Origin of the sequence: Rheinheimera mesophila, from assembly GCF_000986865.1 — a bacterium.
In the GTDB taxonomy this organism is placed as follows: Bacteria; Pseudomonadota; Gammaproteobacteria; order Enterobacterales; family Alteromonadaceae; genus Pararheinheimera; species Pararheinheimera mesophila.
Genome location: NZ_LAVS01000032.1, coordinates 1 through 18,149, shown reverse-complemented (window position 1 = coordinate 18,149; position 18,149 = coordinate 1). Strand labels below are relative to the sequence as shown.

Here is an 18,149-nt window from a genome sequence, read left to right as displayed (position 1 = left end):
GCGGTGACAGTATGAATCGCAATATTACTGATCAGAGCTAAATCGTGTTGATTATAACGACAGTCGGGGTCATAGCTTTGAATCGCCATCACCCCTATTACTTTTTCACCGCGGCATAGAGGGACACCTAACCAGGACTGACAGGCTGTGCCCTGAGCCGTAATATCGCCGCTTTCTACCAGTCGACGATAGCCTTCCTGATCACATAACAACCCTTGTTTAGTGCGAGCCACATAACCGGTCAGGCCTGAGGCAAAGGCATCGGAAGGCGCATCTAACAGCACATGCTGGTCTTTTTCGTCGGCGAAATATTCCAGCGAAAACTGCTGGTCCTGACCACAAAGCACCACATAAAAATTATCTGCTTTGAGCTGTTGGTTTAATAACCGATGAATAGCAGGATAAAACTCCCGCATATCTTTCACGCCAGAGGCTAACTCTGACAGTTTGAGTAAGGCGCCCTGAATAATATAAGCTTGCTTATAGCCTGCGGCCAGCTTACGCAAACGGCGCAACTGACTAACCAGAATATGCTGGGCTTTATGCAGAGTCGTTATATCCTTCAACTTCTTCTCTTATTTTTCTTTGAGGCAAGGCAGCCAACACTGACTGATGTTTAACATCTCTATTATGCACAAAGCTTAACCAGATGGAAGGCAAAATGAGGTGACTGGTCAGATCTTGCTATAAGTGATTGAGCTATAAAGATAACTATTCGCTCTATAAAGGAGTGGAAATGCAAAACGCTGCCGAAGCAGCGTTTTTTTGAGCAGGAAAGTTTTACACGCCTTCAACCATAAATTTGATAGCGGCTTCGATTTCATCGTCAGAACAATCACCACAGGTGCCGCGAGGAGGCATAGCACGGATACCTTCGATCGCATGTTTCTTTAATATATCCATACCTTGGGCTAAACGCGGTTTCCAGGCTGCATCACCTTTTTTTGGTGCATCTAAAGCGCCAGTACCGTGACAAGCAAAACATGCGCCCTGATAGACCTGCTCACCAGTACGCGGGCCTTTAGGGCCAGTGTCTGCTGCAGCCTGAGCGCCAGCCAGATACACCTGACCTACAGGTTCAAGACGTTTTTTCAGAGCTTCGTTATCTGCATCCTGTGCAGCAACGTTGGCTATTGCAGCAGTTGTCATCAGCACTAAAGCGAGAGTGAGTTTTTTCATCTGGATAATCCTGTCAATAAGCCATACAAAAGTTAAGGTATTATAACGCCCGGATGCTTCATAGTGGAAGCCCCTGTATTTGTTGGTTTTTAACTTAGCCTATCTTGGGTAAAATTTGCAGCTCTGCTTGTCTTATAACTGTTCAGTCTGATAAGTATTTTTTTCAGTTAAAAAAAATTCAAAACAGGACTGTGCAAAGAAATTAGTTGTGGTAGTCTGTTTTCCCACTTTGCTTGTCTTACTCTGTCGCCTTTTTGACAGGAAACCAAAGTGAGATAATTTTCCACAAAATGGAATGATAAGAAAAACAATAAGGGAACCTCTAGCATTACCCTTCTTTTTCTTTTAAATACATGAACTTAGCCATAAGCTCCGGATTCCTTCATTGAGATTATCTGGATGTTCTTTATTGTCTGTCCACAAAGTTATCCACAGCTTCTTCAGTTAAAATACGACCAACACCGGTCAGCGTTAGCGCTGCTATAGCTGGCTGAACCAGCCCTGTTGTGGCATGCTTATGCAAAACATTCAGGGATCCTTATCATGGTTGTTATACCGGACAATCCTCTTATTCTGGTCGACGGTTCTTCATATTTATTCCGTGCTTATCATTCGCCTCCCCATCTGACTAACTCCAAAGGAGAGGCCACAGGCGCTATTTATGGCGTGGTGAACATGCTGAAAAGCTTGTTGCGTCAATATAAACCCAGCCAGATGGTAGTGGTATTTGATGCCAAAGGGCCAACATTCCGTAATGAAATGTACAGTGAGTACAAAGCGCATCGTCCACCTATGCCGGATGATTTGCGCAGTCAAATTGCGCCTCTGCACCAAATTATCGAAGCGATGGGTTTACCTCTGCTTTGTATCAGTGGTGTGGAGGCAGACGATGTGATCGGTACTTTGGCCGTACAAGCCAGCCAACAAGGTCGTCATGTACTGATTTCTACGGGTGATAAAGACATGGCACAGTTGGTCGATCAGCATGTCACCCTGATTAACACCATGACGGATACCATCCTTGATCCTGCCGGTGTCACTGAAAAATTTGGTGTAGGCCCTGAACTCATTATCGACTATTTGGCCCTGATGGGAGACAAAGCTGACAACATCCCGGGGTTACCTGGGGTTGGTGAAAAAACAGCTTTGGCTTTGCTGCAGGGTATAGGCTCTATAGAAAAACTTTATCAACAGTTGGACCAGATTGCGGCGCTGAATTTCCGTGGTAGCAAAACCATAGCGGCCAAGCTGGAGGAGTTCAAAGAGCAGTTAGTATTGTCCTATCAGTTGGCCACTATTAAAACTGACGTCGAATTGTCGTTACAGCCCGGTAGCTTAGATATAAAAGCCCCGGATCAGGGTAAACTGGCCGAACTGTTTGCCGCCTGTGAATTCAGACGCTGGTTAAGCGAAGTGTTAGCAGGTAAAGATACGGCAGCAGCGCCGACTGAAGCCAGAAAAGCCAACGAAGAGCCAGCCAAAGAACCTGCGGCCAGTGGTATTGATACCTCCGGCTACCCATGTATTTTGACGAAAGCGGACTTTCAACAATTATTAAAGCGGTTGCCCGAGGCTGAACTGGTGGCTTTTGATACTGAGACCACCAGCCTGGATTATATGCAGGCCGACATAGTGGGCATTTCTCTGGCCTTGGCGGCCGGAGATGCCTGCTATATTCCGTTAGCCCATGATTATGTCGGTGCGCCTGAGCAGTTGGATCGGGGTTGGGTGCTTGCTCAGTTGAAAGACTGGCTGGAAGATGAAAGCAAAGCCAAAGTGGGTCAAAACCTGAAATACGATCAAAGCGTGCTGGCCCGCCATGGTATTCAACTGCGTGGTATTCGTTTTGACACTATGCTCGAATCCTACATCGTCAACAGTGTTGCCTCTCGTCATGATATGGATTCTCTGGCACTGAAGTACCTGGGCCATAAAACTATTAGCTTTGAGGACATAGCCGGCAAAGGTGCAAAACAAATCACCTTTAACCAAATCGCTTTGGAACAAGCGTCGCCTTATGCCGCTGAAGATGCTGATGTCACTTTACGTTTGCACCAGACCTTATGGCCTATGCTGGAACAGCATTCTGGTTTACACAAAGTGTTCAGCGATATTGAGATGCCACTGGTGCCCATTTTGTCTAAGATGGAGCGCACCGGCGTCAAAATTGATAGCCATTTACTGGCGCAACAAAGCCTGGATTTAGCCAAACGGATCAGCGAGATAGAACAACAAGCTTATCAGATGGCCGGGAAAGAATTTAACCTATCCTCGCCTAAGCAATTACAGGAAATCTTATTCGAACAGATGGGCTTACCTGTGCTGAAAAAAACGCCCACAGGCACCCCATCCACAGCAGAAGAGGTGCTGGCCGAGCTGGCACACGATTACGAGTTTCCAAAACTCATCACAGAGCACAGAGGCTTAAGTAAACTCAAATCCACCTATACCGACAAACTACCGTTGTCGGTTAATCTGGCAACAGGTCGGGTGCATACCTCCTATCACCAGGCTGTGGCTGCCACGGGACGCTTAAGCTCCACTGAGCCTAACCTGCAAAATATTCCGATCCGCAGCGAGGAAGGCCGCCGCATTCGTCAGGCTTTTATTGCTGAAACCGGAAAAACCATTTTAGCCATTGACTATTCGCAAATTGAACTGCGTATTATGGCACACTTGTCGCGTGACCCAGCGCTGCTTAATGCTTTCGCACAGGGCAAAGATATTCACAGAGCCACAGCGGCTGAAGTCTTTGGTGTAGCACTAGATCAAGTCAGTGCAGAGCAACGCCGCCGGGCGAAAGCCGTCAACTTTGGCCTGATTTATGGTATGTCAGCCTTTGGTTTGGCACGTCAGTTGGGTATCAGTCGGGGCGAAGCCCAGCAATATGTTGATTTGTACTTTGAACGTTTCCCTGGCGTATTGGAGTATATGGAGCGCACCCGCACCCAGGCACATGGACAAGGTTATGTTGAAACTCTGTTTGGCCGTCGTTTGTATCTGCCCGAAATTAATGCCAAAAACATGGCGCGGAAAAAAGCTGCTGAACGCGCCGCTATCAATGCGCCCATGCAAGGCACTGCAGCCGATATTATTAAAATGGCCATGATCAAAGTTGCAGCCTGGCAGGACAAACAACCTGAAGGTGTAGTCGCTATGATTATGCAGGTGCACGATGAACTGGTATTTGAGGTAAAAACTGAAGAGCTTGAACGGGTCAGTACAGAGTTGGTGGATCTGATGCAATCTGCTGCGTCACTCGACGTGCCTTTGCTGGCAGAAGCAGGGTTCGGTCCGAACTGGGATCAGGCGCATTAAAAAAATTGGTGCAGAACTGAACTTAGTACAAAGCCGCCAGTCTGACTAAGGGTGTAAATGCCCATTCCTGGTAGTTTGATCTTTCGCCCCAACTAGTTTGGGGCTTTTTTATTAATGACTATCCCTCGCCACAGATTGCCTGGTCATCAAACTGGCCTAAATTACATTTTCCGGCTAGTTTTCACCCCAACCTGTATGATTTATCTACGAAAAAATCAATTCACCTTGGTAATTTAGCTACATTTTTTCAGATTAATGACGATTTAACCAAATATTTGTAGTTTAATTACAGCTCTTCACTTGCATTTTTAATCAACACTTGTAGAATTAAATTCGTAGGGTACAGAGGTAAGATGTTCTATCTTTCAGCACTAATCAGCTTAAACGCTTGTTTGGTGAGCAGAAAGAAAGGCTTATTTAGCCGCCCCACTGCTTGCAGTGGGGCGTTTTTTTTGTCTGTCGATCAGAAAAACTGAAATAAAATTAGATTTTTTAGAGCAAATACTTCAAACATTGATAATTTTATGTATAATGGCGTCGTCTTGTTAATTCAAGACACCCTGTTGATTTGAAATTATTGAATAGCTTCTCCCCGTTTGCTATGACCGGCCTCCTCAAAAAGGGCCGGTTTTCTTTTTTCTGCATCCTTTATTCCATGAGAACGAAGAGATCTTCTGTTCCCTCAGTGCAAAAAAAAGCAGAGACTATGCTCTGCTTATCAGATGTTCAACCTGTTGCTACACAGTTAATCCTGTTCAGCGCTAAACCACTGATCAAGCTTTTGCTCTAACTCAGGTAAACCTAATTTAGTCAGAGAACTGAACACCTGTACTGTCACATCGCCCATAAAAGCCATCGAGGCTTCTGTGACTTCTAACAGCACTTTTTTACGTGGTCCCGGACTTAACTTGTCTGCTTTGGTTAACAGCAATAAAACCTGTAAATTGCTTTGCACTGCCCAGTGAATTAAATCCTGATCTAAATCCTTTAATGGATGACGTATATCCATTAACACTACTATGCCTTTTAAACTTTGGCGTTTCATCAGGTATTCGCTCAGGGCTTTTTGCCATTTTTCTTTCACGGCTAAAGGCACTTTGGCAAAACCATAACCGGGCAAATCAATCAGTCGCTGGTTCTCTGCTAACGCAAAGGTATTAATTAATTGAGTACGTCCAGGCGTCTTACTGGTTCGGGCTAAACCATTCTGTCGCGTTAACGTATTTAATGCACTGGACTTGCCGGCGTTTGAACGACCAGCAAAGGCAACTTCGATCCCTGTGTCTGCGGGCAGAGCCTTGATATCTGGGGCACTGGTCAGAAAAGTTGCTTTCTGGTAATTGATGATCGCTTTGTACACTGTCAGCTCCGGCTGTAAATTTGGCTATAGTGTAACGGATCCTGAAGATCCACAGAAGCTTTACTGTGATTTATGGGATTCTATCTGCGCAAGATTCGTGTAAAATAGACATAAAATGTAGGGTTATTCAACTTGGTTGCCAGACCACTGGCGGTTCAACGCGGACAGAGACGGAAAAAAAATGAAAAAATTCGCACTTCCACTCACGCTCTTTTTAGGGTTAATCAGTACAGCTTATGCAGCCGATGGCGATGCTGAAGCAGGTAAAGCTAAATCCGTGACTTGCGCAGCCTGCCATGGCATGGACGGCAATAGCCCAACAGATTTATATCCAAAAATTGCTGGTCAACATGCAGGTTATCTTTTTAAGCAATTAAAAGAATTTAAACTTGGCGCAGCTACAGGCGGTAAAGAAGGCCGTAACAATGCGGTGATGGCTGGCATGGTTGCTGCTTTATCTGAGCAGGACATGAAAGATCTGGCAGCGTATTACGCCAGCCAAACCATGAAAGAAGGCAGCACGCCAGAAGATGTGGTGGCTAAAGGCGAAAAGTTATTCCGTGGTGGTGATATGGAACGTGGCATTACCGCCTGTATCGCATGTCATGGCCCACGTGGCGTAGGACACAGTTTAGCTGGTTTCCCGAAAATTTCGTTCCAGCATGCAGCCTATGTTAAAACTCAGTTGGAGTCTTTCCGTAACGGCTCTCGTGCCAATGATATGAACGGCATGATGCGCGATATTGCGAAGAAACTGACTGATGAAGATATTGAAGTGCTGTCGAAGTATGTCGGTGGTTTACACTAACAGCAGGTGTATCGGATCAGAGAACCAGGCCAAGCGCCTGGTTTTTTTTTCTAAATTACGCCTGAGACAATCGACTGAACAAGTCATTTTGATGATTAAACTTATAGCTCCTTGTTTTTGTGAGATATCTCTCACAGCTATGTAAGACATCACCCACGCCGGCATCCACCCAAATAAAAACAATATAAAACAAATGATTACGATGCAATCATAAAAAAGTTCATTTTTTTTGTACTTTTTTTATACCGCTGTATTGCCATTCTGAAAAATCGGAGTAGATTTAAATCCGTTACATTTGGTAACCATTGAAAACACGGAAAACAGGCACGGAAAGCAGCAGTGCATCAGTAAGTTTTTAACTGCATCAAGATGATGAGAATGTGTGTTTTGCACAGCGCAAGGAAGGACCACTAAGTATCAGGACGATCGCGAATAACTATCTTTATAGGGAATTTGCGTAAAAATATAAGGAACTTGTGCCGACAGGGTGTTGAACTCCCGTCAGGACGACTTCAAGCAGATTATGTGTCGCGCTAGACACCTTATATAGAGGGCGGTAACATCTTACACCGCCCTTTTTATTTACCCTCACTATGAACTCAGTTTGCCCTCTATGCCAGCAGCCACATAGCCAACATTTCTGTGCAGATAAAAGACGCGCTTATTTTCAATGCATGCAGTGCTTTTTAGTTTTCGCTGATCGCACAACCTTGTTGACAGCCGAACAGGAAAAAGCCCAATACGATTTGCATCAAAACCAATTGGATGACCCAGGCTATCGTAAGTTTTTGTCTCGCTTGGCTTTGCCTCTGCTCAGCGTGCTGAGACCAGAGCAGAATACTGGATTAGATTTCGGTTGTGGCCCCGGGCCTTTGTTGGCACACATACTACGCGAAGCAGGCAAACAGATGCAGATCTGGGATCCTTTTTATGCGCCAGAACCAACATCCTTGCAGCAAAAATACCATTTTGTTAGTTGCACTGAGGCCATAGAACATTTTATTAATCCGGCCAAAGAATGGCATCTGTGGCTGAATTTATTGCTGCCCGGAGGCGTGCTTGCTCTGATGACCAAACGCTATATCGATCAAAGCAGCTTTCGCTACTGGCATTATAAAAACGATCCCACTCATATCAGTTTTTTTCACCAGCGTACTTTTGAATTTCTGGCACAACGAGACAAGTTAGACCTAGAATTCCCGGCCGATGATGTCGTGATATTTAAAAAGCGAAATACCTAGGTTTTCTCAGATAAACTGGTTAAAATACGCGCCCTTTTTTGTAGGTAAAAGATATGACCCGGATTAAAAAAACACGCACCTCAGGCCCCCTTGGTACCAGGCACAGACCGGCTGAAGAAGCTCGTCAGGATCGCACGCGCGCGCCAGAAACCAAAAAGAAAGGTGCGGGCTTAAAATCCGGTAGTCGCCATTCTCCGTCTGCCGAAGATAAACAAAAGCAGTCGTCCAAAAGCTCAAAAGACCCTCGTCATGGCAGCAAAAAGCCTATAGCACTGGTGGTTACTGAAGCAGAGCAAAAGCTAATGGCACAGCCAAAGCAGTTTAAGCCTGTAGTCCAGTTGACTAAAGCAAAAGCGCCGGAAATGCCACCAGAGCAAGAATTAGCTCTGCTTGAAAACGATGAAAAGCTGCTGGAATTACTGGATAAAGTCGATCAGGGCGAAATCCTGACGGGTAAAGATGCCAAGTATTTTAATGCCAAAACAGCACGTCATGCCGAACTTGTTGCCCTGTTAGGTTTAGATCAGGACGACGAAGAGGAAGAATTAGATCCGCTTGCTCAGTTAGAGCGTACCGATTGGCGTAAAGAGTTTTTAGGTGAATAGGGGATAGGGTTTGACCTTCAACTGGATACTGGCAACATTAGCCGCGGTTTTGATTTTGGGAGGCCTGAGTTTTTATCTAGGCCGCCTGTTGTGGTTAATCAAACAACAAGAGTTAAAACAGCAGCAGGTTGTTGCTGCAAAAAATGCCAACCTCACTGAAAGCATAGTCTTAATTGCCAAAGCCATGCGCGAAGAGCAGTGTGAATTGTCAGAAGGCGCATTACGGATTTGGGTATTGCTGGATCATCTGCAGCTCGCTAATAAACCAGATGCAGTGCAGGCTTATCCTGGATTGTTTAAAATGTATGACGTAGTCAAAGATATGCCGACGCATCAGGCGCGCAAAGAGCGCGATAAAAAAGAAATCCGTCATCTGGATTACCTGCGTGAACAAGCTGAAATTAATTTAAAGGCTGAAATCATGGCCGACGTACATAAGTTGCTGGAGTTTTTCCAAAAGCCACAGCAAAAATAATAAAGGCAGCTCAGGCTGCCTTTGTGGTGTTTAACCTTGTGTCATTGTTTGTAGACGACCCCGGCTTTCATTACAAAACTGACTTTCCCCATCAGTTGAATATCTTGCAGCGGGTCACCGGGTACAGCCACCAGGTCAGCAATTTTACCTGCAGTGACAGAGCCCAGCTCCTGGTCCACTTTCAATAAACGGGCTGAGACAATAGTGGCAGATTGAATAGCCTGCAAGGCTGGCATACCGGCTTCTGTCATAAACACGAATTCACGCCAGTTGTCACCGTGAGCTCCCACGCCTGAATCTGTTCCAAAAGCTATTTTGACGCCTTCTTTGTAGGCCTCAGCAAAGGTTTGCTGAATTTTAGGGCCTATAGCTAAAGCCTTGGGACGAACCAGTTCAGGAAAGAAGCCTGGCATCGCAGCTTTTTCAGCAGCCCATTTACCTGCGCTGATGGTAGGCACGTAATAAGTGCCATGTTTTTTCATCAGCTTCATCGTGGCTTTGTCCATTAAAGTGCCATGTTCTATCGAATCCACGCCTGCTTCAATGGCTCTGTCCATGCCCTCTTTACCGTGCGCATGCACAGCTACTGTCATACCATAGTCTTTAGCCGTCTCAACAATAGCTTTTAACTCTTCACTGTTAAACTGCGGGTTCGAACCACTTTTAGCCACGCTTAACACACCACCTGTGGCGGTAATTTTGATTAGATCGGCGCCCTCTTTATAACGTTGCCGCACCGCTTTACGGGCGTCATCAGGACCATTGATCACGCCTTCTTTTGGGCCAGGGTCACCCATCAGGGCATAAGCGACGCCATTGGTCGGGTCGGCGTGCCCACCGGTGGTGGCTATCGACTTACCTGCAGTGTAAATACGTGGTCCTTTGACATAACCAGCGTGAATAGCCTTACGCAGCGCTGTGCTGGTGTGATGGGTATCACCCAGTTCACGTACTGTCGTAAAACCAGCCATCAAGGTTTTTTCAGCAAAGGTGGCTCCACGTAAAGCCACATCCGCCTCATTAAGTAAAAAATCTTCGGTGTAGGAACCGGGTCCCATTTGACTGGAGAAATGCGTATGCATATCCATTAAACCAGGCATCAGGGTATGAGTTTTTAAATCGATCACCTGATCAGCTGGCGCAGGGGTTTTATAACCGGGTTCAACAGCAATAATTTTGTCGTTTTCAACAACAACGGTTTGTTGGGTTAGTACTTTGTCACTGTCTGCTGTGATCAGTTTTCCGGCGTAAATTAAGGTGGCGCTTTGGGCAGTTCCTGCCAGCAGTAAAGCGCTGGCGATAAGGCTAAGTTGCAGTTTCATTCTCTCTCCTGGTGGATAAGCACAGCTTTTTCCTGCTGCTTTACCTCGACTATGAAACAGGAATGGCAAAGCAGCAAGCAGAGAAAAAATGAATGCGATACAGAGCCTTGGATCCGGGATTAACGGTTAGTTGATCGGCCCCAGCTCAAAACTGAGTCCTGCCGAGTGGATCTGCAACATAGCTTCACCATTGCACTCCACAACAGAGGCTAGCTCCACCAACTGATAGTAGGTATTTCTGCTGAACTTGGCCGTTAAGCCACGCCATAACCGCACATAAGGCAGGAACTGACCGTCTTGTTGCTCCTGCAAAAATAACGGGTATTCAGCGCCAATTAATAACTGCTGGCCTAAGTTGGTGGTTGCTATCAGTACAGGATCGGTTCCTTGTTGTTCCAGTGCCACAATCAGAAAAGCAGCGTCTTCTACCTGGATCCGGACTTTTTCCACAGGTGTCAGTAAGTAGTAGTCCTGCTGTTGCCGGGTCAGTACGCTGACAAAAAGCTGAACCAGTTCAGGACGCTGAATTTTAGAGTCCAGATAAAACCAGTCACAGTGCCGATCGATACGAATAGGGATATCACCGCAAAAAGCTGGATCCCACAGTTCAACAGGGGCTAAATCAGGCTGCTGTAACGATAACTGAAGTTGTTTTAAATCCATGATGATGCAACCAAATAAGCAAGAAGCTTGCAAAGCATAACAACAGAATGGCTGCAGGGAAATTTATCAGGATCAATAGTTTGGCGATAGGGATAGCAGCAGAGGAGAATTGGGGTGACTGATGGGGCTCGAACCCACGACAACCGGAATCACAATCCGGGACTCTACCAACTGAGCTACAGTCACCACAAGCGGCGCGGATTCTAGCGAAATTTTGCCATGAAGCAAAGTTATTTTTACAAAACAACGGAGAAAGCCCCGCTCGGCTTGGGTCGGGGTGCTGATTATGCTAGGGTATGGCCGTCAGATACACAGAGCCTGATGAGACTAATAGCCCGAGAATGGAGAAAAATATGCAACAATTTCTGGATTTTTTACAGAAAAATCAGCAATTGATTTTAAGTTACAGCGTCAAAGTTCTGGTCGCTTTAGTCATTTTATATCTGGGGCGCTGGCTCTCGAAAAGTCTGACCCATATGCTGGAAAAAGCCTTAATTCACCGCAAAGTAGACAAGGCTGTGGTGTCTTTTTTAAGTGGTATCATCCAGGCCGCCATTATGGTTGCCACTATTTTGATTGCCCTGTCTCAGGTCGGCATTCAAACTGCGTCTTTTATCGCTATTTTAGGGGCTGCAGGTTTAGCCATAGCCTTGGCTTTGCAAGGTTCATTATCCAATTTCGCCTCTGGTGTACTGATTATTTTATTTCGTCCTTTCCGTGCCGGTGATTTTGTCGATGCGGCCGGCGTTTCAGGTGTTGTGGAAAAAATAGAAATCTTTCAGACCGTGCTGAAAAGCCCTGACAATAAACGCATTATTGTGCCGAACTCGCAAATTACCGGCTCTGCTATTACCAATTATTCAGCCGAAAAAACCCGCAGAGTCGATTTAACCGTAGGTATAAGTTACGACTCAGACCTGAAAAAAGCTAAAGAATTACTGGAACAAATACTCAAAGCGGACAGTCGTATCCTGGCTGAACCTGCTGCGGTTATCGCTGTTGGCGCTCTGGCAGACAGCTCAGTCAATATTTTAATACGTCCATGGGTTAATGCGGCCGACTACTGGCCCGTGTACTGGGACACCCTGGAAAAAATCAAACTAAGCTTTGATCAGCACCAGATTGTGATCCCCTTTCCACAAATGGACCTGCATTTCAAAAAGGAAAAATAACGCATGAAAAAAACGCTCTGCTCTCTGTCGGCTCTGAGCAGTCTGTTCATTCTGAGCGGCCTTGTCACAGTCCAAGCCGGGGAAAGTGCCTCCAACGAGACCAAACTGGGCTGGAGTACTTCAGCTGAATTAGGTGCAATCACTACCTCAGGTAATACCAAAGGGACCTCCATTACCGGCAAAATTGACTCGAAACAAGAACTGGAGCAATGGTCAAACGACTACACCTTCAGTGCATTTTTCAAGCGCGACGAAACCGAAGCAGATGATGGCCAAACCCTGGTAGAAACCTCAGCCGAGAGGTATGCCGCCTCAGCCAAAGGCGGTTACAAACTGAATAAAGACACAGCACGGTTGTTTGTGTTTGGCTCCCACGTTGATGACCGTTTTGGTGCTTACACTGAATACACCACTGTCGCTGTAGGTTATGGCGATGAACTGTTTAAAACCGATACCATGTCGCTGGAAGGTGAAATAGGTCCGGGTTATTACCGGGGCAAAACCGATCTGGAAGAAACCGAAAATGGCATGATAGTGCGCAGTGCAGCCACCTATCGCTGGCAAATCAGTGAGTCAGCCCGCTTTAAACAGACCCTCAGTCTGGAGTATGGTGAAGACAATAAACGGACTATCGCTGAATCGTCCTTAACTGCCAAGATTAACGGCCGGATGCAGATGAAAGCTGCTTTTTTAGTACAGAATGACTCGAAAGTACCAGTGGGTAAAAAGAAAACCGATACCCAAACCTCTTTAACTTTTGTCTATTCGTTTTAATAAGCCTATTTTCACAAGGGCCGCGGTTTATCCGCGCCCTCTGTCTAACTTAAAGTACGACAGGTTCTTAGCCTAAGTAATTGATGTTGCAGCGAGGCGACAAGTGAGCGAGTCCCCGGGAGCATAGTTGTCCTATGTGACCGGGGCGAGAAAGCGCGGTCAACAAAGCTGCAGCTTCAAGTACAACGGCTAAGTCAGAGCCAGCCTTTTTGCCGTGCTATTCTGGCGGCATCCACCCGGTTTGCTGCATTTAGTTTGCTGATAGCTTCCGACAAGTAATTTCGGGCTGTACCTTCGGCGATATAAAGTGTGGCTGCGATCTCCGCTGTGCTTCTCCCCTCTGACGCCAAACGCAAAGCACGACGCTCCTTGTCACTTAACGGGTCTTGTTCACCCAAAGCTGACAAAGCCAGCTCAGTATCTATCACTCGTTTTCCGGCCATCACCTGATAAATCGCCTGCACCAATTGCTCTGACGGCGCGTCCTTCAGTAAAAAGCCTTGCACACCAGCGCTGATAGCACGCTGAATGTAACCGGCCCGGCCAAAGGTGGTGATGACTATCACTTTCATCGAACTTTGTTGCTGCTGCAGATAAAGCGCCAGCTCGAGGCCGGTTCGGCCTGGCATTTCAATATCGGTCAGAAGCATATCAAAGTTCTGCTGCTTCAAAAGTGCCAGCGCCTGATCGCCATCAGCCGCCTGAGTGATCTGAAACTCTGGATTCAGCCCCAATAAAGCGGCTAAGGCCCCCCGCACCATCGCCTGATCTTCCGCCAATAAAATACGCATCAGGCCTCCTTGGGCAAAGTAAAACTAAAGCGACTGGGTGATAATTGCCATTCCAGTTGACTGTTCAGCGCCGCCAAACGCTCCTGAATGCCAGTCAAACCGTGGCCTTGTTTCAGCCCACTCAGTTTGCCGTTATCCGACACCATCAGTTGATGGCCCTGTTGATTTTCGCTAAAGCTGATCTGCACTGCATCGCCGTTACTATGCTTTACTACATTGGTCACCAGCTCCGTCAGGATCAACACCACAGCCGTCTCTTCCCGGGCTGACAGTGTCGGGATGTCGCCCTGCACATCGACCCCAAATCCGGCCTCACGTAACTTAGTGCTTAACGCCTGCACTTCACCTGCCAAACCTTTATGTTTGTAGCCAGACACCGTCTGACGCACCTGACTTAAACTTTCACGCGCGATCTGAGCCAGCTCCTGCAACTGCTGGTGGGCAGCCTGAAACTGCTGTTGTTGTAACAACTTATCGGCTAAATCCGCTTTGAGCACTATGCCAGACAAACTGTGCCCCAGAATATCGTGCAAATCGCGCGCTATGCGTTCACGCTCCACTATAGTGGCCAGTTGCTTAATTTCTTCAGCACTGCGCTGCTCTTTCAGCAAACTATTGCGTCTGGCCCGGTCCAGCACACCAAACACACCAATAGCCATCACCAAAGCTGAGCCGTAAAGCAAGAAATAGGGCGCACCTTTGACAAAAAACTGATCCAGCAGCACCAGCACACAAAGCAAGACGGCAACACCTACTAAAAATTGACGGAAATTATAGGCAAAACCAATAAAAAAACTGACATAGGCAAACATCGCAATAGAGCCATAATTCAGCGGCGTGATCACACTGGCAATCAGAGCCATCAGCAGGATAGGCACGAACATTTGTGAGCTATGACTGCGGTAAACCCAGTAATAACAACCAACAAAAGCCACTAAGGCCACTGTCATCCAGAGATACTGAAGTGGACTGTAATTGATGTAAAAAAATGGTGCTATGTAGAACACGAGATTGATGAGATATACCCAGGATAAACGTTTTTCCAGCTCTAACATCTTCGACTCCTTCAGAGCGGGGCTCAGCAGAGCCCCGTGCCAGAAAAATTAACGATTTTGACTGTAACTTTGTTGTTGCGTTAGCAAGAACTTAGCCCAGCCATAAGAAGGCTCTACTGCTGTCGCCTTAGTCCAATCGGCGATAGCACCGGCTTTATCGCCAAGCTCTTGTTTGGCTAAGCCCCGCCAGGTGTAAGCTTCAGCATGTCCCCAGCAAATCTGCTGACAAGGCTGAGCATAGAGTTCAATCGCCTTGCTACTGAGGTCAATAGCACTTTGTTTACTGCCGCCAAAAGCGGCTGGGGTAGTGTAAGCCGAGATGGCTTTGATCAAAGCCACCCGCGGATTAGCAGGATCCAGCTCAGCAGCCTGCTGAATAGCCTGGCCCGCTTTAGGGCCATACAAGGCACCTTTTAACGGATTATTGCCAATCTGCATGCCATATACGCTGGACAATAAAGCCAGACTCTCGGCTTCAGGCTGGGCTGAAGTCAGTTGCTCCAGCGTCGACTGCGCCACATCTAACGCTTGTGCAGCCTGCTCCTGTTGCCCTGTAAGACCCGCCATAATAGCCAAGCGATAGTTGGCATAGGCTTTGGTGTACTCGACCGGATCGTCAGCCGCATATACGGCCAACTGTTTCAGATCCATGCGGTTCGAAGCTGCATCAATTTGCTCAATAGTCGCGGCCTGAGCTGCTGTCAGAGTTAACAGGCTGAACGTCATTAGTAAAGTTTTCATCGTGATAGTCCTTGTGCTGTTTCACCTCAGTGGTGTGAACTCAGTATCCAAGAACGACAGAATAAACAGCAGACACAAAAGTCATGACTTGCGCATGACTTTTGTCATCCAGCTAAATCTAATAACTTAAGCTGCTATAGCCTAATCCCTGCTGCTTTTGCAGTTTAATTTGTACCGGGATCCGTTCTTTTAGCGCTTCGACATGGCTGATAATGCCGATCATCTTGCCACTGGCATTCAGTTGATCCAAGGCGGCTAAAGCGGTTTCCAGCGTGTCCGGGTCTAAGGTGCCAAAACCTTCATCCAGAAATAACGACTCAATACGGGTTTTGTGGCTGACTAAATCCGACAGAGCTAAGGCCAAAGCCAGACTGACTAAAAAGCTTTCGCCACCGGATAAAGTTTTAGTATCCCTGGTGGTATCAGCCTGCCAGCTATCCAGTACTTGTAGTTCCAGTTCAGCGTCAGCTTTACGCACCAGTTGATAACGACTGTGTAATTTATCCAACTGCTGATTCGCTAAGCCTACCAATTGCAATAAAGTTAAGCCCTGAGCAAAGCGGCGGAACTTAGCACCATCGGCCGAGCCTATTAAGCTGTTGAATTTATGCCATTGCTGCACCAGTTGCTGCTGTTGTTCAATCTGGTCGTACAGCAGTTGTTGTTGCTGTTGATGTTGCTGATCGCTGTTTAATTGTTGCCGGCATTGGCCTGCCTGCTCCAGTACAGTAAATAACTGCTGTTCCAGCTCCGAGCTTTGCTGCTGCAACTGCTCCAGGCTTTGCTCTGTCAGTTGCTGTTTTTCCAGCGTCTCCATCTGCTGTTTGGCTTGCTCCAACTGGCTCTGACAACGAATTTTTTCAGCCGCCAGTTTGTCTTTTAACTCTGTTAATTGCTGCAGTTGTTGCTCAGTCAGCAACCTGGATAAAAAGCTGGTTTCACTACTAAACTGCTGTTGTTCCAACTGGTTTTGCCACTGCTGCTGCAATGCGGTTAATCTTGCTTGCAACTGCTGTAATTGGATACCACTTTGTTGCTGCTGGCCGGTTTTTTGCTGCAGTTCGTTGCTTAACACACTGAGCCGCTGCTGCACTTGCTCAAGTTCTTGCAGTGGTGCTGCACTCTGACTGGCCGATATCTGGGCTAAACCCGCCTGTTGTAGCTTATCTACCCAGCTTTGGTACTGCCCATCAGCCTGTTGCTGCTGTATCAAGGCTTTTTCCAACTGCGGTATCAGCTTTTGTAATCCAAGCTGCCATTGCTGCCATTGCTGTGCTTGTTCCGCCCACTGTTGCCAGGCCTGCTGCTGTACCTCTGCGGCGGGTAACACAAAACCAAAAGGCTGCAGCTCCTGTTGCCACTGTTGCTCCAGTTGAGTTAACTGCAACTGCCCCTGCTGCAATGCATCGCTGGCTTGCTGCTGTTGCAGTTGTTGCTGTGTCAGTTGCTGTTGCAACAATTGCTGTTGATGCACTAATTCCTGATGCTGTTGTTGCCAAAGCTGCCGTTGCTGCAGTTGTTGTTCCAACTGTTGCTGTTGCTCCAGCGCTAGCTGGGTCTGCTGTTGGCACTGCTGTAATAAGGCTTTTTTTAAGCTGGCCTGTTGCAGTTGTTGTTGCTCAGTTTCAGGCAGATTTTGCAGTAAGGCGGTCCACTGATCGCTTTGCTGCTGAATGTCCAAAGCCAACTGTTGTAGCTGATCATGCTGAGCTTTTTGTTGCTCCTCAAGCTTGACCTGCTGTTCGCGTAACGCCTTGCCCTGCTCTTCGACCTGTTTTAGTTCAGCGGTTAAAGCCGCCAACTCAGTCTCGGTTTGACTCAGGTCCAGTGCCTGATAACTGCTAATGGCAGGATGGCTGGTACTGCCACAAAGCGGACATTCATCACCCGGTTGCAGTCTGGCTCTGTGACTGCTGAGTTCTGCAATCAGCCGCTCCTGCTGCACTAGTTTTTGTTTATCGGCCACTCTGTCGCTGCATAATTTGAAACGCTCCCGCAGACCTGCCACCTGTTGCTGCAGTTGCTGGCTGTCGTGTTGTTTTTGTTGCAGCTCTTGTTGTTCTTGTTGCCGTTGTTGCAATTTTTGCTGTAAAGCCGCGGCTGTCCTGAATAATAACGGGTAGGTCTGAAGCTGACGGATGTACTGCTGAATTTGCTGTTGCAGCTTGGGTAGCTCAATCGAACAGAGCGCAGCACTGTGCTGTAATTGCTGCTCCAGTTGCTGTAGTTCAGCATTTTTTTGCTGTAACTGCTGCTGTATTTGCTGAATGTCATTTTTTGCAAGCTGAGCCTGCAGCTTATTCTGCTGCTCTCGTATTTGCTGACGTTGGTGCAGCAAGGGTTTCCAGCCTGCAACCGCAGCCGTCAGTTCTGCTCCAAAAGGTTGTTGCGCCAGTTGCGCTGTGAGGCTTTGACTGTGTTGTTGTAACTGCTGAACCTGCTGTTGCGCCTGTTGCTGTAGTTGCAGCGCCAGAGCCTGTGCTTGCTGCAACTGCAACTGCTGCTGATGTTTTAACTGCTGCAGTTGACTGGCCTGAAGATGTTGTTGCTCCTGAGCTTCTGCAACCGCAGAGCGTTGCTGCTGCAACTCTTTGTACAAAGGCAACAAAACAGCGGCCTGCTGATAATGCTGTAACTTCGCCAAG

Annotated in this window: 16 protein-coding genes and 1 tRNA gene; 7 read left to right on the top strand and 10 right to left on the bottom strand. The window is 47.1% G+C overall.

The window, feature by feature from the left end; all coding sequences use genetic code 11:
- A partial coding sequence (locus tag SD53_RS11330; RefSeq protein WP_046520350.1) for a GAF domain-containing protein occupies positions 1-566 on the bottom strand: 566 nt, incomplete at its 3' end.
- A 214-nt stretch (positions 567-780) separates the two neighbouring features.
- Positions 781-1,179, bottom strand: coding sequence for a c-type cytochrome (locus SD53_RS11325; RefSeq protein ID WP_046520349.1), 399 nt, complete (start codon positions 1,177-1,179; stop codon positions 781-783).
- A gap of 543 nt (positions 1,180-1,722) precedes the next feature.
- Between SD53_RS11325 and polA the strand changes: the two genes are divergently transcribed.
- A complete protein-coding gene (gene polA, locus SD53_RS11320) occupies positions 1,723-4,497 on the top strand; it encodes a DNA polymerase I (RefSeq protein WP_046520348.1) in 2,775 nt (924 codons plus the stop codon).
- A 745-nt stretch (positions 4,498-5,242) separates the two neighbouring features.
- On the opposite strand, the gene yihA is transcribed toward polA, so the two are convergent.
- Positions 5,243-5,857 carry a ribosome biogenesis GTP-binding protein YihA/YsxC gene (gene yihA / locus SD53_RS11315; RefSeq protein WP_046520347.1) on the bottom strand — a complete coding sequence of 205 codons (615 nt, stop codon included), beginning with the start codon at positions 5,855-5,857 and terminating at the stop codon, positions 5,243-5,245.
- A 181-nt stretch (positions 5,858-6,038) separates the two neighbouring features.
- Between yihA and SD53_RS11310 the strand changes: the two genes are divergently transcribed.
- The 4 genes from SD53_RS11310 (at position 6,039) to SD53_RS11295 (ending at position 8,986) form a co-directional block, all read left to right on the top strand.
- Positions 6,039-6,665: a c-type cytochrome gene (locus SD53_RS11310; RefSeq protein WP_046520346.1), complete on the top strand. Its 627-nt coding sequence runs from the start codon at positions 6,039-6,041 to the stop codon at positions 6,663-6,665.
- Positions 6,666-7,375: 710 nt separating this feature from the next.
- Positions 7,376-7,906, top strand: a complete 531-nt coding sequence (locus SD53_RS11305; protein WP_241481788.1) for a class I SAM-dependent methyltransferase — start codon at positions 7,376-7,378, stop codon at positions 7,904-7,906.
- 53 nt (positions 7,907-7,959) lie between these two features.
- Positions 7,960-8,511, top strand: coding sequence for a Der GTPase-activating protein YihI (yihI, locus tag SD53_RS11300; RefSeq protein WP_046520344.1), 552 nt, complete (start codon positions 7,960-7,962; stop codon positions 8,509-8,511).
- Positions 8,512-8,521: 10 nt separating this feature from the next.
- Positions 8,522-8,986, top strand: a complete 465-nt coding sequence (locus SD53_RS11295) for a DUF2489 domain-containing protein (RefSeq protein WP_046520343.1) — start codon at positions 8,522-8,524, stop codon at positions 8,984-8,986.
- Positions 8,987-9,027: 41 nt separating this feature from the next.
- Here the strand turns inward: SD53_RS11295 and SD53_RS11290 are convergent, their stop codons facing one another.
- The 3 genes from SD53_RS11290 to SD53_RS11280 form a co-directional block, all read right to left on the bottom strand.
- Complete coding sequence (locus SD53_RS11290) at positions 9,028-10,308, bottom strand: metal-dependent hydrolase family protein (protein WP_046520342.1); 1,281 nt, start codon at positions 10,306-10,308, stop codon at positions 9,028-9,030.
- Between the two features lie 126 nt (positions 10,309-10,434).
- Complete coding sequence (locus SD53_RS11285) at positions 10,435-10,971, bottom strand: DUF1285 domain-containing protein (RefSeq protein WP_046520341.1); 537 nt, start codon at positions 10,969-10,971, stop codon at positions 10,435-10,437.
- Positions 10,972-11,081: 110 nt separating this feature from the next.
- A tRNA-His gene (locus tag SD53_RS11280) sits at positions 11,082-11,157 on the bottom strand.
- A 167-nt stretch (positions 11,158-11,324) separates the two neighbouring features.
- Between SD53_RS11280 and SD53_RS11275 the strand changes: the two genes are divergently transcribed.
- Positions 11,325-12,143: a mechanosensitive ion channel family protein gene (locus tag SD53_RS11275; protein WP_046520340.1), complete on the top strand. Its 819-nt coding sequence runs from the start codon at positions 11,325-11,327 to the stop codon at positions 12,141-12,143.
- Positions 12,144-12,146: 3 nt separating this feature from the next.
- On the top strand, positions 12,147-12,917 hold the full coding sequence (locus tag SD53_RS11270; protein WP_046520339.1) for a DUF481 domain-containing protein: 771 nt from the start codon (positions 12,147-12,149) through the stop codon (positions 12,915-12,917).
- Between the two features lie 194 nt (positions 12,918-13,111).
- On the opposite strand, the gene SD53_RS11265 is transcribed toward SD53_RS11270, so the two are convergent.
- The 4 genes from SD53_RS11265 to SD53_RS11250 form a co-directional block, all read right to left on the bottom strand.
- Positions 13,112-13,708 carry a response regulator transcription factor gene (locus SD53_RS11265; protein WP_046520338.1) on the bottom strand — a complete coding sequence of 199 codons (597 nt, stop codon included), beginning with the start codon at positions 13,706-13,708 and terminating at the stop codon, positions 13,112-13,114.
- Complete coding sequence (locus SD53_RS11260; protein WP_046520337.1) at positions 13,708-14,763, bottom strand: sensor histidine kinase; 1,056 nt, start codon at positions 14,761-14,763, stop codon at positions 13,708-13,710. The genes SD53_RS11265 and SD53_RS11260 overlap by 1 nt, the downstream gene beginning before the upstream one ends.
- A 48-nt stretch (positions 14,764-14,811) precedes the next feature.
- On the bottom strand, positions 14,812-15,504 hold the full coding sequence (locus SD53_RS11255; protein ID WP_046520336.1) for a tetratricopeptide repeat protein: 693 nt from the start codon (positions 15,502-15,504) through the stop codon (positions 14,812-14,814).
- Between the two features lie 118 nt (positions 15,505-15,622).
- The coding region (locus SD53_RS11250; protein WP_052749355.1) for an SbcC/MukB-like Walker B domain-containing protein at positions 15,623-18,149 on the bottom strand (2,527 nt) is incomplete at its 5' end.

Coding starts and splice junctions, on each gene's coding strand:
- SD53_RS11325 (WP_046520349.1), bottom strand. CDS start 1,179: ATGAAAAAACTCACTCTCGCTTTAGTGCTGATGACAACTGCTGCAATA.
- polA (WP_046520348.1), top strand. CDS start 1,723: ATGGTTGTTATACCGGACAATCCTCTTATTCTGGTCGACGGTTCTTCA.
- SD53_RS11310 (WP_046520346.1), top strand. CDS start 6,039: ATGAAAAAATTCGCACTTCCACTCACGCTCTTTTTAGGGTTAATCAGT.
- yihI (WP_046520344.1), top strand. CDS start 7,960: ATGACCCGGATTAAAAAAACACGCACCTCAGGCCCCCTTGGTACCAGG.
- SD53_RS11290 (WP_046520342.1), bottom strand. CDS start 10,308: ATGAAACTGCAACTTAGCCTTATCGCCAGCGCTTTACTGCTGGCAGGA.
- SD53_RS11285 (WP_046520341.1), bottom strand. CDS start 10,971: ATGGATTTAAAACAACTTCAGTTATCGTTACAGCAGCCTGATTTAGCC.
- SD53_RS11275 (WP_046520340.1), top strand. CDS start 11,325: ATGCAACAATTTCTGGATTTTTTACAGAAAAATCAGCAATTGATTTTA.
- SD53_RS11270 (WP_046520339.1), top strand. CDS start 12,147: ATGAAAAAAACGCTCTGCTCTCTGTCGGCTCTGAGCAGTCTGTTCATT.
- SD53_RS11265 (WP_046520338.1), bottom strand. CDS start 13,708: ATGCGTATTTTATTGGCGGAAGATCAGGCGATGGTGCGGGGGGCCTTA.
- SD53_RS11260 (WP_046520337.1), bottom strand. CDS start 14,763: ATGTTAGAGCTGGAAAAACGTTTATCCTGGGTATATCTCATCAATCTC.
- SD53_RS11255 (WP_046520336.1), bottom strand. CDS start 15,504: ATGAAAACTTTACTAATGACGTTCAGCCTGTTAACTCTGACAGCAGCT.